This window comes from Arthrobacter sp. CAN_A212 (assembly GCF_015752345.1).
In the GTDB taxonomy this organism is placed as follows: domain Bacteria; phylum Actinomycetota; class Actinomycetes; order Actinomycetales; family Micrococcaceae; genus Arthrobacter_D.
This window is the reverse complement of record NZ_JADOUT010000009.1, coordinates 48,936-63,931: the sequence shown is the minus strand read 5'-3', so window position 1 is coordinate 63,931 and position 14,996 is coordinate 48,936. Positions and strand designations below refer to the sequence as shown.

15 protein-coding genes are annotated in these 14,996 nt (G+C 65.4%); 12 read left to right on the top strand and 3 right to left on the bottom strand.

Features of this window, described 5'->3' with window-relative positions:
- Positions 1-35 precede the first annotated feature (35 nt).
- The 5 genes from IWX64_RS08815 to IWX64_RS08795 all read left to right on the top strand — a co-directional run bounded on the left by IWX64_RS08815 (position 36) and on the right by IWX64_RS08795 (position 3,660).
- The gene (locus IWX64_RS08815) at positions 36-362 is read left to right on the top strand and encodes a rhodanese-like domain-containing protein (RefSeq protein ID WP_196866759.1); all 327 of its coding nucleotides are present in this window, start codon (positions 36-38) and stop codon (positions 360-362) included.
- Between the two features lie 26 nt (positions 363-388).
- Positions 389-1,330 (top strand): prephenate dehydratase, encoded by a 942-nt coding sequence (gene pheA, locus IWX64_RS08810; protein WP_196866758.1) that lies wholly within the window; start codon positions 389-391, stop codon positions 1,328-1,330.
- A 59-nt stretch (positions 1,331-1,389) separates the two neighbouring features.
- Entirely contained in the window at positions 1,390-2,121 is a 732-nt protein-coding gene (locus IWX64_RS08805) for a DUF72 domain-containing protein (protein ID WP_196866757.1), read from the top strand.
- A gap of 78 nt (positions 2,122-2,199) precedes the next feature.
- Entirely contained in the window at positions 2,200-3,174 is a 975-nt protein-coding gene (locus IWX64_RS08800) for a DNA topoisomerase IB (protein ID WP_196866756.1), read from the top strand.
- An 84-nt stretch (positions 3,175-3,258) separates the two neighbouring features.
- Entirely contained in the window at positions 3,259-3,660 is a 402-nt protein-coding gene (locus tag IWX64_RS08795) for a hypothetical protein (protein ID WP_196866755.1), read from the top strand.
- Here the strand turns inward: IWX64_RS08795 and IWX64_RS08790 are convergent.
- A complete protein-coding gene (locus IWX64_RS08790; protein WP_196866754.1) occupies positions 3,657-4,757 on the bottom strand; it encodes a diacylglycerol/lipid kinase family protein in 1,101 nt (366 codons plus the stop codon). The genes IWX64_RS08795 and IWX64_RS08790 overlap by 4 nt on opposite strands.
- A 73-nt stretch (positions 4,758-4,830) precedes the next feature.
- On the opposite strand from IWX64_RS08790, the gene serS reads away from it, so the two are divergent.
- Together serS and IWX64_RS08780 are read left to right on the top strand one after the other, a co-directional pair.
- On the top strand, positions 4,831-6,117 hold the full coding sequence (gene serS, locus IWX64_RS08785) for a serine--tRNA ligase (RefSeq protein WP_196866753.1): 1,287 nt from the start codon (positions 4,831-4,833) through the stop codon (positions 6,115-6,117).
- A gap of 43 nt (positions 6,118-6,160) precedes the next feature.
- Complete coding sequence (locus IWX64_RS08780; RefSeq protein WP_196866752.1) at positions 6,161-6,991, top strand: HAD family hydrolase; 831 nt, start codon at positions 6,161-6,163, stop codon at positions 6,989-6,991.
- A 35-nt stretch (positions 6,992-7,026) separates the two neighbouring features.
- Here IWX64_RS08780 and IWX64_RS08775 read toward each other — a convergent pair whose 3' ends face one another.
- Positions 7,027-7,674, bottom strand: coding sequence for a hypothetical protein (locus tag IWX64_RS08775; protein WP_196866751.1), 648 nt, complete (start codon positions 7,672-7,674; stop codon positions 7,027-7,029).
- 68 nt (positions 7,675-7,742) lie between these two features.
- Positions 7,743-8,309: an inorganic diphosphatase gene (locus IWX64_RS08770; RefSeq protein WP_196866750.1), complete on the bottom strand. Its 567-nt coding sequence runs from the start codon at positions 8,307-8,309 to the stop codon at positions 7,743-7,745.
- Positions 8,310-8,451: 142 nt separating this feature from the next.
- Between IWX64_RS08770 and dacB the strand changes: the two genes are divergently transcribed.
- The 5 genes from dacB (at position 8,452) to ftsH (ending at position 14,985) form a co-directional block, all read left to right on the top strand.
- Complete coding sequence (gene dacB / locus IWX64_RS08765) at positions 8,452-9,888, top strand: D-alanyl-D-alanine carboxypeptidase/D-alanyl-D-alanine endopeptidase (RefSeq protein ID WP_196866749.1); 1,437 nt, start codon at positions 8,452-8,454, stop codon at positions 9,886-9,888.
- A 41-nt stretch (positions 9,889-9,929) separates the two neighbouring features.
- Positions 9,930-11,069: a zinc-dependent metalloprotease gene (locus IWX64_RS08760; protein WP_196866748.1), complete on the top strand. Its 1,140-nt coding sequence runs from the start codon at positions 9,930-9,932 to the stop codon at positions 11,067-11,069.
- On the top strand, positions 11,062-12,177 hold the full coding sequence (gene tilS, locus IWX64_RS08755) for a tRNA lysidine(34) synthetase TilS (protein WP_395939855.1): 1,116 nt from the start codon (positions 11,062-11,064) through the stop codon (positions 12,175-12,177). Before IWX64_RS08760 ends, tilS begins: the two co-directional genes overlap by 8 nt.
- The gene (gene hpt, locus IWX64_RS08750; RefSeq protein WP_171584959.1) at positions 12,146-12,697 is read left to right on the top strand and encodes a hypoxanthine phosphoribosyltransferase; all 552 of its coding nucleotides are present in this window, start codon (positions 12,146-12,148) and stop codon (positions 12,695-12,697) included. Before tilS ends, hpt begins: the two co-directional genes overlap by 32 nt.
- A 215-nt stretch (positions 12,698-12,912) precedes the next feature.
- A complete protein-coding gene (ftsH, locus tag IWX64_RS08745; protein ID WP_196866747.1) occupies positions 12,913-14,985 on the top strand; it encodes an ATP-dependent zinc metalloprotease FtsH in 2,073 nt (690 codons plus the stop codon).
- Positions 14,986-14,996 lie beyond the last annotated feature (11 nt).

Sequence of the window (14,996 nt, the reverse complement as noted above, 5' to 3'; positions counted from 1 at the left end):
TTGGGCGAAATACGACCATTGGGAAGGGGCAAGTCATGAGCGAGTTTGAGAACGTGTCGATTGATTCGATTGGCGCGAACACCACGATCCTGGACGTCCGCGAGGACTACGAGTGGGCAGCCGGCCATATTGAGGGAGCGGTGCATATTCCCGTGGAACAGATTCCCGACAGGCTGGACGAGCTTGATCCCGACACCGACCTGCACGTGATCTGCCGAACCGGTGGACGCTCCCACCGGGTGGCCCAATGGCTGGTGGCCAACGGCTATTCGGCGGTCAATGTCACCGGAGGGATGGGCGCCTGGCTGGAAGCATCCCGGCCGATGGTCTCGGACACCGACCAGCCGCCGACCGTCCTCTAAGAGGAAACCGCCACGTGAAGGAAACCATGAGCACGTCCGTCCCAGAGGTGTCCTACACTTTCCTCGGCCCCGAGGGCACGTTCACCGAGGCAGCCCTGCTACAGGTTCCCGGGGCCGCTGCCGCCCGGCGAGTCCCTGCACCCACCGTGAACTCCGCGCTGGACCTGGTGCGGACTGGCGCGGTTGATGCCGCGATGGTGCCGATTGAGAACTCCGTGGAGGGCGGGGTCAGCGCCACCCTCGATGCCATCGCGCAGGGCGACCCGCTGAGGATCATCCGGGAAGTGCTGGTTCCCATCACCTTTGTCCTGGTCGCCAGGCCCGGGCTGCCCCTGGCCGAGGTGCGGACAATCTCCACCCACGGACACGCGTGGGCACAGTGCCAGGTGTGGATCACCCAACATATTCCGCAGGCTGAATATCTTCCCGGATCGTCCACTGCTGCAGCCGCGGTGGGCCTTCTGGAACCGGACTGCCCGTACGACGCCGCGATCTGCTCGCCCTTTGTCGCCGAACGGTTGGGACTGACGGTGCTTGGCAGCCACATCGGCGATGTGGCAGACGCGGTGACCCGCTTCATCCTGGTTAGTCGACCCACCCTCCTGCCGGCACCGACCGGTGCCGACAAGACCACCCTGGTGATCCCGCTGCCCGAGGACCATCCGGGCGCCCTGATGGAAATCCTCGATCAGTTCGCCGCGCGAGGAGTCAACCTCAGCAGGATCGAATCCAGGCCCACCGGCCAATTCCTCGGAGACTACTTCTTCAGCATCGACGCTGAAGGCCACATTTCCGATTCCCGGGTCGCCGATGCGCTAAAGGGCCTGCACCGAATCAGCCCCCAACTCCGGTTCCTGGGCTCCTACGCCAGGGCGGATCGGCGTGAGCACACGGTTGCCCGGCACACCTCGGACGAGGCGTTCCGGGCCGCGCGGATCTGGGTGGAGTCCCTCCTGAAGACGGAGTAGGGGAGCACCACCGGTCCGAACTGAAAATTCGCCGGGCCCTGGGTTACCCTGAGCTGGACATGGGCTTACACATTGGTACCTCCGGGTGGAGCTATGACCACTGGAATGACATTCTGTACCCGGCCGGCACTGCGGCGGGCAGGCGGCTCGGCTACTATGTGCAGCGCTTCGATACCGTCGAACTCAACGCCAGCTTCTACCGGTGGCCACGCGACACGACGTTCGCTGGATGGCGCCGGAGGCTCCCGGACGGATTTCTCCTCTCAGTAAAGGCGCCCCGAGGGCTCACGCACGGCAAGAAACTGTATGAGCCGGAGGTCTGGGTGCAGCGGATTATCACCTGCTGGCATGAACTCGGCGACAAACGTGCCGTCCTGCTCGTGCAGCTTCCGCCTGGCCTGGAGCGTGACGATCTGCGGCTCGGATACTTCCTTGGCCTGCTGCCGGACTGGATTCGGGTGGCCGTCGAGTTCCGCCACGCCAGTTGGGACCACCAGGAGGTGTACTCCCTGCTCGAACGCCACGGCGCCGCCTACTGCGTCATGAGTGGCGCTTTCTTGCCCTGCGTTCTCCGAGCCACTGCGCCCTTCGTGTATCTGCGGATGCACGGCCCAGACCACCATCACCTCTACGGCGGCTCCTACTCGGAGGCCGATCTGTCCTGGTGGGCGGACCGGATCCGCGAGTGGCAGTGGGCAGGCAAGGACGTGTACGTCTACTTCAACAACGACGGCGGCGGCAACGCGGTGCGGAACGCCGACACCCTGCGGGCAATCCTCGGTCAGGGGTAGCGGCCGACGAAGAACGGTGAGTGCCAGCACAGCAGGTGGGCAGTAGGCTGATCTTCTCGATCCGGAAAGGTCACCACCATGCCTCGACTCCGCCGCAGCGACTGTGAGAAGCCGGGAATCACCCGACGCCGTCACGGTAAGGGATTCAGCTACCGCACCATCGACGGGACACCGCTGCGGGATGCCGGGGAACTTCGGCGCATCAAGGACCTGGCCATTCCGCCGGCCTGGAAGGATGTCTGGATCGCGCCCTACCCCAATGGGCACATCCAGGCACTCGGTACTGACGCCGCGGGCCGCCGGCAGTACGTCTATCACACGGCCTGGCGGGCGAAGAAGGACCGCGAGAAGTTCGATCGTGCCCTCGAGTTCGGGGAAAAGCTGCCCGCCGCCCGCCGAGTGATCACTTCACACCTCCGCAGCGAGGGTCTGCCGAGGGAACGCGCCTTCGCTGCCGCCCTGCGGATTGTCGACTCGGGATCGCTGCGGATTGGCTCCGAACAGTACGCGGAGACCAACGGGTCCTTTGGGGTCACCACACTGCAGGTGGAGCACGTCCGCATCAAGGGCGCCATGGTCACCTTCGAGTTCCCCGGGAAGAGCGGCCAGCAGTGGGAATCCACGCTTGAAGACGCCGACCTGTCGGCGGCCATGCGGCCGATGCTGAAACGCGAGCAGGCCGACACTGCGCTTGCTTACCGCACGCCCGACGGCGAATGGCACCGCGTCGATGCCTCGCAGCTGAACGGGTTCCTCCGACAGGTCACCGGCGAAGGGTTCACCGCCAAGGACTTCCGGACCTGGCAGGCGACAGTGGTTGCGGCAATGGATCTCGCCCGGAGTGACCTGTTGGCTACCACCAAGACCGCCCGGCAGAAGGCCGTTGCGGCGACAATGCGCGCAGTGGCGGAGAAGCTTGGCAACACACCTGCGGTCGCCAAACGCTCCTATGTTGACCCCCGGCTCGTCGACCGGTTCATGGCCGGTGAGGTGATTGAGATCGCCAGCTATTCGGCGTCCGAAAAGGCTGTTCGCGGGCTGCTTAAAGCGTAGCGATCCTTCCCACTGGAAGCGGTTCATCAGTAGGCTTCACTCAAGGCGCCAGGGTTCGGCGCACACCGCAACGAGAGGCGCATCATGAGCGAGCAGGGCAATACAGGACACGACGTCACCCCGAACGACGGCGGCGGAGCAACCTCCGACGAAAACTACCGTGGAGACGCGGGAGACCAGGCCAACGACCTGAGGTTCTCCGAGGAGCAGCAGTTGATCAACAGCCAGGCAAAGGGCGAGTTCCCCGACTCGGACACCGAGAACCTCGAGCCTGTGCCCGGCGGCGGTTACACCGGTGCGCAGAAGCACGGGGCCACCGACAGCGGTTTCACCGGTGAGCAGGACCCCGCCAAAGAGGGCGAGTACACCGACATCGAAGAGGATCCGGCGGACGGAACCGGGGCTCAGGGCGAGTACACCGACGCCGACAGCGTCCCCTCGATCCAGGAGGGTGGCGAGCCCTCGGAAGAAAAGGGCTCCCGCTAACCCCTGACCTTGCGCATCACCGCCCTGGTGCGCTGACGGTCCAGTCCAGGATGCGACCGGACGATCAGCGCGCCAGGGTCGATGAGCACGTCCAGCGAAGTGACGGCGCCCGACAGGTCGCCGTCGAGCTGGGTCTGGGTCGGATCGGGAACCGTGACGGTTAACCGGCGGGCCTGGTAATAATTGATCACCGGAATGGCCTTCCGTGGCCGGAGAACAATCGTGGCACCCATCCAGATCCAGCCGAGAATGCTGCGTGGACTCATCACCACCACGTCCAGATAGCCATCATCAATGGTCGAATCTGGAATCAGTTCGATGCCTCCGGGGAGTCTCCCGCAGTTGGCGAACAGGACGCTGTGGACCGTCCTGGACTGCGCTGGCTGACCATCGAGGCTGATCAGCATCCGCTGCCGCCTCCCCGGTAGGCTCCGGAACCCCGCCTCGCTGTAGGCCAGCCAACCGAACTTTGCTTTCAGGTCGTCCTTGGTGGCCGCCACCACCACCGCGTCCAGCCCCACGCCTCCCATCACCAGAAAAACGTGGTCGGTATGCGTCCCGGTCCTGTCATTGCGCAGCGCGACCCGACCCATGTCGATCCGGCGGCTAGTGCCATGCAGGGCGTTGCGCACGCTCGCCCCGATATCAGAGACCGGGATCCCCAGGTTCCGCGCGAGCAGGTTCCCCGTCCCCAGCGGAACAATGCCGAGCACCGCGTCCTGGTGGGCCATGGCCCGGGCAACAGCTCGCACAGTCCCGTCACCGCCAGCCGCGATGACGACGTCGGCCCCGTCCCGTAACGCCAGGCTTGCCTGCCCGTATCCCGGATCCAGCACGGTCGTCTCAAGGACCATGGGCGGGGCCCACCCCGCGTCGGAACAGGCCGCTTCGACCAGCCGGCGGGCAGCACTGGCATTGAGTTTCCCGGGGTGCAACACCAGGGCCACCCGCTGCGGTCCGTTCGGTGCCGGTAGGGGAGGTGCAGCGGCAGGGGTGGGATGCTTCGGGGAATGCAGGCGGCGGACACCCAGCCAGCTCACTGCTGAAGCCGCCGCAGCCAGGGCCAGGGTCATCAGGAGGATCAGGCGGAGTTTCATGCTGCCCCTCAGCGTATCCCCCGGAGAAGTATCGCGGGCAAAAGCCGACCCGGCCCATTGATAGTCTTGGCGGGTGATCGATGTATATGAACTCCGCGACAATCCCGAGAAATTCCGCACCTCGCAGCGCGCCCGCCGCGCCGATGAAGCCCTGGTGGATGCGATCATCGCGGCCGACTCCCGCCGTCGCGAAGTGGTCACCCATGCCGAGTCCCTGCGGGCTGACCAGAACGCGTTCGGCAAACGGGTGGCCCAGGCCAAGGGTGAGCAGAAGCAGGCGTTGCTCGCCGAGGTGAAGGAGCTCGCCGCATCGGTGAAGGCGGCCGCAGCCCAGGCCGATTCGGCCAGGCAGGAACAGGACGCACTCCTCCGCAGCCTGCCCAACGCCATCCAGGACGGCGTCCCAGCCGGCGGCGAAGAGGACTTCGAGGTCCTCAAGACCGTCGGCACCCCCCGTGATTTTGACACGGAAGGATTCACCCCCAGGGATCACCTGGAGATCGGTGAGTTGATCGGTGCGATCGACATGGAGCGCGGAGCGAAAGTTTCCGGTTCCCGTTTCTACTTCCTCAAGGGTGTTGGAGCCCGGCTGGAACTCGCGCTGCTCAACATGGCCATGGATCAGGCGGTCACGGCCGGGTTCGTCCCGATGATCACCCCCACCCTGGTCAGGCCGGAGATCATGCAGGGGACCGGTTTCGACGTCGCCCACGACGCCGAGATCTACCGGTTGGCGGAGGACGACCTTTACCTCGTGGGTACCTCCGAGGTGGCAATGGCCGGCTACCACTCCGACGAGATCATCGATCTCTCCGACGGCCCGGTCCGCTATGCCGGCTGGTCCTCCTGCTACCGGCGTGAAGCCGGCTCACATGGCAAGGACACCCGCGGCATTATCAGGGTGCACCAGTTCAACAAGGTCGAGATGTTCGCGTACACCACCGAGGAGGAGTCCTACGCGGAGCACGCACGGATGCTCGCCTGGGAAGAGGAAATGCTCGCGAAGGTGGAGCTGCCCTACCGGGTCATCGACACGGCCGCGGGGGACCTCGGCATGTCAGCTGCCCGCAAGTTCGACTGCGAGGCGTGGGTCCCCACCCAGGGTGCCTACCGGGAGCTGACCTCCACCTCCAACTGCACCACCTTCCAGGCCCGCCGCCTGAACATCAGGGAACGGCTTCCGGAGGGCAACAAGGGCACCCGGGCGGTCGCCACACTCAATGGCACCCTTGCCACCACCCGCTGGATTGTCGCCATCCTCGAGCACCACCAGAATGCCGATGGGTCGGTGACCGTACCGGAGGCTCTGAGGCCCTACCTGGGCGGGCTCGAGGTCCTCCCGGTGCTCCGCGCATCCTGACCCCACCTACCTCGCTGCCCGGCGAATCTGGTTCACTTGAGTAATGAAGAATTTCAGTACTGCCGGCATCGAGGACCAGCAGCCCCAGCGGAAACTTGTCGCCCTGGACATTGACGGGACGCTCGTGGACCACGACGGCCACATGACCGACGAGGTGCGGGACGCCGCGCGGGCGGTGGTCCATGCCGGGCATGAGGTCATCATTGCCACGGGACGCTCACTGGGAGCAGCCTTGCCCATCATCGAGCAGCTCGGGATCGAGCGCGGCTACAGCGTGTGCTCCAATGGCGGGGTGACGCTGCGCGTCGACTCCGGGACTGCCGAGGGGTTTGAGATTCTTGACCGGGTCACCTTCGACCCCCGTCCCGCGCTCGTCGCCCTCCGTGAACGGCTACCGACCGCCAAATATGCGCTCGAGGACGACGACGGAAACTTCCTCGCCACCGAGCCGTTCCAGGACGCCAGCTTCGGCGCCGAAACCCGCACCGTCGATTTCGAGGACATGCTCGACGCCGCAGCCGTCCGGGTGGTGGTGTTCAGCACCGACAGCACCGCCGAGCAGTTCGGTGAGGCTGTCGAGGCCATCGGATTGCACGGCGTCACCTACTCGGTGGGGTGGACGGCCTGGCTCGACATTGCCGCGGCCGGTGTCACCAAGGCCAGTGCCCTCGAGCTGTTGCGCCGCAGGCTGGACATCGACCCGGCGCACACCGTGGCTATCGGCGACGGACGCAACGACATCGAAATGTTTATCTGGGCCGCGCGCTCAGTCGCGATGGGGCAGTCGCCCGACGAAGTGCTGGCAGCGGCCACCGAGGTGACGGCGAGCGTGTACGACGACGGCGCAGCGAAGGTACTCCGCAGCCTCCTCTAGCACCCACCGTGTTCATCCCAGGACGGGCGGACCAGTCAGCGCTCGGCAGCCAGCTCATACGGAAGGGACCCCGGCGGCAGCGCTGCCGGGCCGTAGGACAGATCGAGGAGCCTCGCGGCGGCGGGCCGGGTGGCCCACTCCTCCACCCAGTGCGACCGGACCACCGCCTTGCTGACGGCCTGCGTGGTGATGCCCAGTTCGGCGGCGATCAGCTTCTGCTGCCCCCGGGCACCGGGAGTCAACAGGTCAAGGACGTTCCACTCGGCGTCGGTCCGCGTGAACACAATCTGACCCAGCAGACGGAGCACTGCCTCTGCCTCCGCCGCAATGCTCGAGTCGGGGCCCTCGACGGCCAGCGGGATCCGCTCGCCGGTCTTCTGCGCCCTGGTCACCGCGCGCCGGGCGTAGACCAGCCCATACCCCTGCGCCTCAAGGATATTTTCCGGGAGCGGCGAGTGCAGCCCCCCGACGCCGATTCCCACATGCCACCGGCGGTAGCGCAGGGCTGTGAGGGCGACGTCAACCGCTGTCGTGGCGCTGTCCACCACGCCCTGCAGTTCATCACCGGTGGAGCGCTGGAAGGGCACCACCGTTTCGACGTTCCGCAGACCACGCAGCAGGTCGGCGACGAGGTCTCCGACCTCGCGGGAGTCCCGCTGATTGATGGTTAAAACGTAGAGCATGGCTTCAGTATGCCTGAAGCCATGCTCTAAAACGCTCTAATCAACCGGAAAAGGTTGTTTTGATGGGGCTAGCGGCCCTGTGGGGTGGCAGTTGCGTTCTCGACGTCGGCGTCGACGTCCCGGCCCTGAGGCTCGTCCTCTTCCCGCTGTTCCCCAAGATCCTGGAACCGCTTCAGCGAGGCTTCCACCTCGGCTTCGGCAGCAGCGCGGTCGGCCCAGTCGGCTGCCTCAACCCATTTGCCGGGCTCCAGGTCCTTGTACCGCTCGAAGAAGTGCTTGATCTCATCGAGCAGGAACGGCGACACATCCGAAAGATCCTTGATGTGGTCAAAGCGCGGGTCGGTGGGCACACACAGCACCTTGGCGTCACCGCCGCCGTCGTCGGTCATGTTGAACACGCCAATCGGGCGGGACTCGACCAGCACGCCGGGAATCAGGTCGAAATCCTGCAGCATCACCATTGCGTCCAGCGGATCGCCGTCCTCACCGAGGGTGTTCTCGAAGTAGCCGTAGTGGGTGGGGTACTGCATTGAGGTGAAGAGGACACGGTCCAGGCGCAACCTGTGCGTGTCGTGATCGATTTCGTACTTGACGCGTGATCCTTTGGGGATCTCGATGGTGACGTCGAGGTTCATGGCACACTCCTGTGGAATCCTTGGGGCAGCGCGCGGCGGGAGGCCCAGGGGCTGCCGCGTCGGTCTAGTCTTAAACATATAGGTTTGGGACGCATCCCGTGGGCTCGAACCAATTCTTTGCTCTCGCCGATTGGGGATTTTCATGGCGCGTAGCGCGCGCATGATCACTGCAGCGCTGCTGGTTGCCGTGTTCGCGGTCCTCGCCGTGCCACTGGGCTTCGCCGCCGTGCCCACGGTGGTGCGGGCGCTGGAAAAGCCCGAGCCCACACCCGCGCCCACCACTCCCGCAATCCAGCTGCCACCGGCCGAGCTGACTCCACCCGCCGTCGTCGGCACGCTGGAACCCACGGCACCGGCACCCGACCACGAACTTCTGGCCGCTGTGCTGGACGCCGAGCTTGTCCTCGACGGCCCCGGCGAGATTTCGGCCATCGTCATGGACGCCGACTCGGGAGAGAGCCTGTTCGAGCGCGGCTCCGACAAACCCCAACTGCCTGCATCAAACCAGAAGCTGCTCACCGCCGCTGCCACGATGAGTACACTCGACCCGGAGCATCGGCTCACCACCGCTGTGGTCGCCGGAGACCGGCCCAACGAGCTGGTGTTGGTGGCCGGTGGGGACGTCCTCCTCACCTCCCGGGCGTCGAACCCCGACGCGGTCGTCGGCCACGCGGGGTTGCAGACCCTCGCCGAGGAAACCGTCGCCACTCTTGACCCCGCCGACTCGCCCTTCACCATCACCGTCGACGACACCCTGTTCGTCGGCCCCACCCTCAACGCCGGCTGGCTCCCCGGTGACATCGCCGCCGGGGAGATCGCTCCGATCTACCCGTTGGCCATCAACTCCTCCTGGGTCGACGAGTCCGCATCCGGGGGCACGCGGTCCCCGGATGCGGCTCTCGCGGGGGCGACCGCCTTCCGCGACGCCCTTGCGCTCGCCGGTGGCGACGCCGGGCTGGAGTTCGCGGCGGAGGTGACCCGTTCCCAGACACCAGCGGAGGGAGGTGAGCAGCTGGCAGCCGTTGAGTCGGCAACTATCGCCGAACAGGTGGAGCACATGCTCCTGACCAGCGACAACTATCTCGCCGAGACCCTCGCCCGCCTGGCGGCACGGGCCAGCGGGCAGCCCGCATCCTTTGGCGGGGCCACCGAAACCATCGACCGGGTGCTGGGCGAGCTGGCGGTGCCCACCGAGTCACTGGTGGTCAGCGACGCCGCAGGTCTTTCACCACGCAACGAGGTCTCCCCAGCCCAGCTCGCCGCGGTCCTGCGGGCCTTGGCGGTCTCCGGTGATCCGGCCCTCACTGCCGTCCTGTCCGGGTTGCCGGTCGCCGGGCTGTCGGGCACCCTGCAGGAGAGGTATGAACCGGATGCACCGACGGCGGCCGGAGCAGGGCTGGTGCGCGCCAAGACAGGGACCTTGAACGCGGTGACCGCGCTCAGCGGGTACGTGGTGACCGCCGAAGGTCGCCTGCTGGTGTTCTCGTTCCTCGCCGGCGGACTGGAGGGGAACACCGGTGAGGCGCGTGCGGCAATTGACCGGGCGACAGCCGCCCTGGCAGGGTGCGGCTGCCGATAGCTGCCGCTTTCCTCACAGACTAGTGTGATCGAATGGTCCCCATGGAGAGCAACCTTTCATCCACCGTCCGACAGCCAGCCCCACAGCTGATCAACTGGGATCTCGCGGCATCCAGTGCAGCGAAGCTCACCCCCGCGGGACCGCAGGTAAGCGCCCGGGAAATCGAGGCAGTGGTCGCGGACCTGAGGGCAGCGGCAGACGCTTCAATCGGGTATGTACACCAGATCACCGGCCTTGACGCGGCCAAGGACCTGGGCGACTCCGACCTGCTGATCGTTGACAGGGCGTCGTGGGCCAAAGCCAACACCCAAAGCTTCCAGGCCCTGATGGCACCGGCACTGGACCACCTGGCACGCACCAGGAAGGACCAGCTCACTACTGCCAGCGCAGCGCTGGGTGGGACAGTCACGGGGGCCCAGTTCGGCGCCATCCTGGCGTTCCTCTCATCCAAGGTGCTCGGCCAGTACGATCCCTTCGGCCCCGCGAGGAACGGCACCGGCGGCCGCCTGATGCTGGTGGCCCCGAACATTCTTGCGATCGAGCGGGAGCTCAACGTTGACCCAGCCGACTTCCGCCTGTGGGTGTGCCTGCATGAGCAGACCCACAGGGTCCAGTTCGCCGCCGCGCCCTGGCTGAAAGACCACATGCTCGCGCATATTTCCGAGCTGACTGAGGGACTCCTCGACAAGGCGGATGGGCTCTCCGAGCGGTTGGCGAAGGCCGCGAAGGGGCTGACCGCCTCCGGTGGATCGGCCGATGCCAGCCCGGCGAAAACCGGTGAGCACGACAACGGAATACTCTCCCTGCTCCAGGACCCCCAGGACAAGGCGAGGATGTCCCACCTCACAGCCGTCATGAGCCTTCTTGAGGGGCATGCGAACGTGGTGATGGACGCCGTCGACGCCAGCATTGTCCCCAGCGTCAAGACCATCCGCCGCCGGTTCAATGCCCGGGGGAAGTCCCGCGGGCCGCTGGAAAAATTCCTGCGGCGGCTCCTGGGGCTCGATGCCAAAATGCGTCAATACAGCGACGGGGCAAGGTTTGTGCGCCGGGTCGTCGACCGGGTGGGGATGGAAGGGTTCAACAGTGTGTGGGCCAGCGCCGACCACCTTCCCACCGAGGAGGAAATCCACGCCCCCGACAAGTGGATTCAGCGGATGGGACTGCGCGGCAGTGATTAGGCGGCCCCGGCTCAGCCCGGTGGTGGCCAATGCGCGGAACCTGCTGAGGCGCGCGCTGGAGGCCAGCAACACACCCCCGGGATCGCTTGTGCTCGTGGCCTGCAGCGGCGGCCCCGACTCGTTGGCGCTCGCGTCGGTTGCCGCCCACCTTGCGAAATCCGGCGAATACCGGGTGGGCGCGGTGGTGGTGGACCACGGACTCCACCCGGAGAGCGCCGACGTTGCCGTTGAGGCCGCGCGGAAACTTACCAGTCTGGGACTCGACCCGGTCACCGTCCGCGCGGTCACGGTCGACCAGCGCGGGATGGGCCCTGAGGCTGCGGCCCGGACGGCCCGGTTTGAGGCGCTCGACACCGCCGCAGAAGAGGCCGGTGCCTTAGCGGTGCTCCTCGGCCACACGCTCGACGACCAGGCGGAACAGGTACTGCTGGGCCTGGCCCGCGGTTCGGGTACCCGATCCCTCGCCGGTATGCCTGCCCAGCGGGGCATCTACCTCCGGCCCTTCCTGGGGCTCCTGAGAGAAGAGACAGTCGAGATTTGCCGGTTCGAGGGGCTCGAACCCTGGCAGGATCCTTCCAATTCCGATCCGTTCTTCGCCCGCTCACGGGTCAGGACCGAGGTATTGCCCTATCTGGAAGACCAGTTGGGCCCCGGCGTGGCACGCGCGCTGTACCGGACGTCCCGGATCCTGGCTCAGGACGCCGACTACCTGGACCGGCTGAGCCTGGAAAGCTTCGAGCAGCTCCAGGTGAGGGACGGCGCCGACCTCCTCCTTCCCGAGGATGCACTGCGGTCCCTTCCCGCGTCCCTGCGGCAACGGATCCTGGCCCTCGCCGCAGTCCGGCTGGGCGGCGAACAGCCCAGTTTCGAGCGGATCCGAGCCGCGGAGACGCTGCTCGAGCGACGCGGCTCCGCCGGGCCGGTGCAGCTGGGTGGCTTTGTCAGCGTGCACCGCCAGGTGCGCGGGAAATCTGTTCCCCAAGGGGACCCAAGCTATGGCAGTCTTGTCTTTAGAAACAACCGCGCGCCCTCCTCAGTCGCAGGCGCCGCCCCATCCAAACCCTCAGGAGCAATTGGTGGATTCACAGGACGTCCAGGACGACCTTAAGCATGTTCTCTACACGAAAGAGGAAATCCAGCAGCGCGTTGCCGAGTTGGCGGCCCAGATCGACAAGGATTACGCCGGCCGTGACCTTCTGATTGTCGGCGTCCTGAAGGGCGCTGTCATGGTGATGGCGGACCTGGCGCGGGCGCTGCACTCCCACGTGACGATGGATTGGATGGCGGTGTCCTCCTACGGCTCGGGCACGCAATCCTCAGGGGTGGTCCGCATCCTCAAGGACCTCGAGACGGACCTCATGGGCAAGCACGTGCTGATCGTCGAAGACATCATCGACTCCGGTCTGACCCTGTCCTGGTTGAAATCCAACCTTCAGTCGCGGGGCCCGGCCTCAGTGGAAATCTGCACGCTGCTGCGGAAACCCGAGGCCGCGAAGGTCAGCATTGACGTGAAGTATGTTGGCTACAACATTCCTAACGAGTTCGTGGTCGGGTACGGCCTGGACTTCGCCGAAAAGTACCGCAACCTTGACTTCATCGGCACCCTCGCCCCGCACGTCTACGAGTAAGCCCACCCGCTGGACGGTTCGGCTACCGGCCAATCTGTCCGCCCATAGGGAACTTATGGGTGATTTGGTGCGTGGTTGAGTGCAGACAGTGTAAAGCTTTGTCTAGCTTTTGTTGCGCCGTTCGCGCGACACCGCAGTGACTGAGCACCGCAGTATTCGAGCACCGCAGGAATTGCTTGTTAGCAGGAGGGACAGGGTCTGCAGCCCTGAGACGAATGAAATTTAAGAACCTTTTCAAGGGGCCCATCTTTTGGATCGTGCTCGCCGTCGCGGCGTTGCTGATCATTTTGCCCAACCTGTTCAGCACCAGCAGCTCACGGGTGGATACCAATGTGGGCCTCGACCTCCTGAATGACAACCAGGTGGAACAGGCGAAGATTTACGACGGCGACCAGCGGGTCGACCTCACCCTGCGTGAGGACTACGAAGACATGGGCCGGAGCGTCCAGTTCTTTTTCAGCACCGCCCGGGCCGAAGACGTGGTGGCAGCAATCAACACCTCCGACGTCGACGGCTTCACCGACCAGCCTGCCGAAAGCAACTGGTTCACCGGTTTCCTCGGCCTGATGCTGCCGCTGCTGATCATCGGTGCCATTTTCTGGTTCCTGCTTTCCCGTATGCAGGGTGGCGGGTCAAAGGTGATGCAGTTCGGCAAGTCCAAGGCGAAACTCGTGTCCAAGGACATGCCCCAGGTCACCTTCAACGATGTTGCCGGTGCCGACGAGGCGGTCGAGGAACTGCACGAGATCAAGGAGTTCCTGCAGGAACCCGCGAAGTTCCAGGCTCTCGGCGCCAAGATCCCGAAGGGCGTCCTCCTGTACGGCCCACCAGGGACCGGCAAGACCCTCCTGGCCCGGGCCGTGGCTGGCGAGGCAGGGGTGCCGTTCTACTCCATCTCCGGCTCCGACTTCGTCGAAATGTTCGTTGGCGTGGGCGCTTCCCGTGTCCGTGACCTGTTTGAACAGGCCAAGGCCAACTCCCCGGCGATCATCTTTGTCGACGAAATCGACGCCGTCGGCCGCCATCGTGGCGCAGGCGTCGGTGGCGGCAACGATGAGCGTGAACAGACACTGAACCAGCTCCTCGTCGAAATGGACGGTTTCGATGCCACCTCCAATGTGATCCTGATTGCCGCCACCAACCGGCCCGACGTCCTGGACCCGGCGCTGCTGCGCCCCGGCAGATTCGACCGGCAGATCGGCGTCGAGGCACCGGACATGCTGGGCCGCGAGCACATTTTGACGGTGCACTCCAAGGGCAAGCCGATGGCGCCCGGAGTGGACCTGAGGTCCGTCGCCAAGAAGACCCCCGGGTTCACGGGCGCCGACCTGGCGAATGTTCTCAACGAGGCTGCCCTGCTGACCGCACGCTCCAACGCGCAGCTGATTGACGATCGAGCCCTCGATGAGTCGATTGACCGGGTGATCGCGGGTCCGCAGAAGCGCAGCCGGGTGATGAAGGAACTCGAACGCAAGATCACCGCCTATCACGAGGGCGGGCACGCACTGGTAGCCGCAGCCCTGCGCAACACGTCGCCGGTCACCAAGGTGACCATCCTGCCGCGTGGACGGGCACTGGGCTACACCATGGTGCTGCCCAGCGACGACAAGTACTCAATCACCCGCAACGAACTGCTGGACCAGTTGGCGTACGCAATGGGTGGGCGGGTTGCCGAGGAGATCGTGTTCCACGACCCGTCGACCGGTGCGTCCAATGACATTGAGAAGGCAACCGCCACCGCCCGGAAGATGGTGACCGAGTACGGAATGAGCGAGCGGATCGGCTCGGTGAAGTTGGGCCAGGGCAGCGGGGAGCCCTTCCTCGGCAGGGACATGGGCCACGAACGGAACTACTCGGACCATATCGCCTACATCGTCGACGAGGAGATCCGCCGCCTGATCGACAACGCCCACGACGAGGCGTACGAGATCCTGACCGAGAACCGGGACGTGCTGGACCGGGTCGCGCTGGAACTGCTGGAGCGGGAAACCCTCAACCAGGCCGAGATCGCCGAGGTCTTCACCGAGATCCGCAAACGCGATATCCGCGACGTCTGGCTGTCCAAGGATTCCCGCCCGGTGCATGCCCTGCCGCCCGTGGTGTCGAAGAAGGAGCGCCAGGAAGCCAGCGAAGCCGGGGAACCAGCCCCGGAGACTGTGGCACCGCAGGATCAGATAGCCGACGCCCAGCTTGTTGGCGACTTTGATGTCCACGGATCAGAGTTGCCTTCCCCCGAGACCGGTGACGCGTCGACCGGTGGGACGGGCGCCGGCGGACCCCGCCCCTAACGGGCGGACCG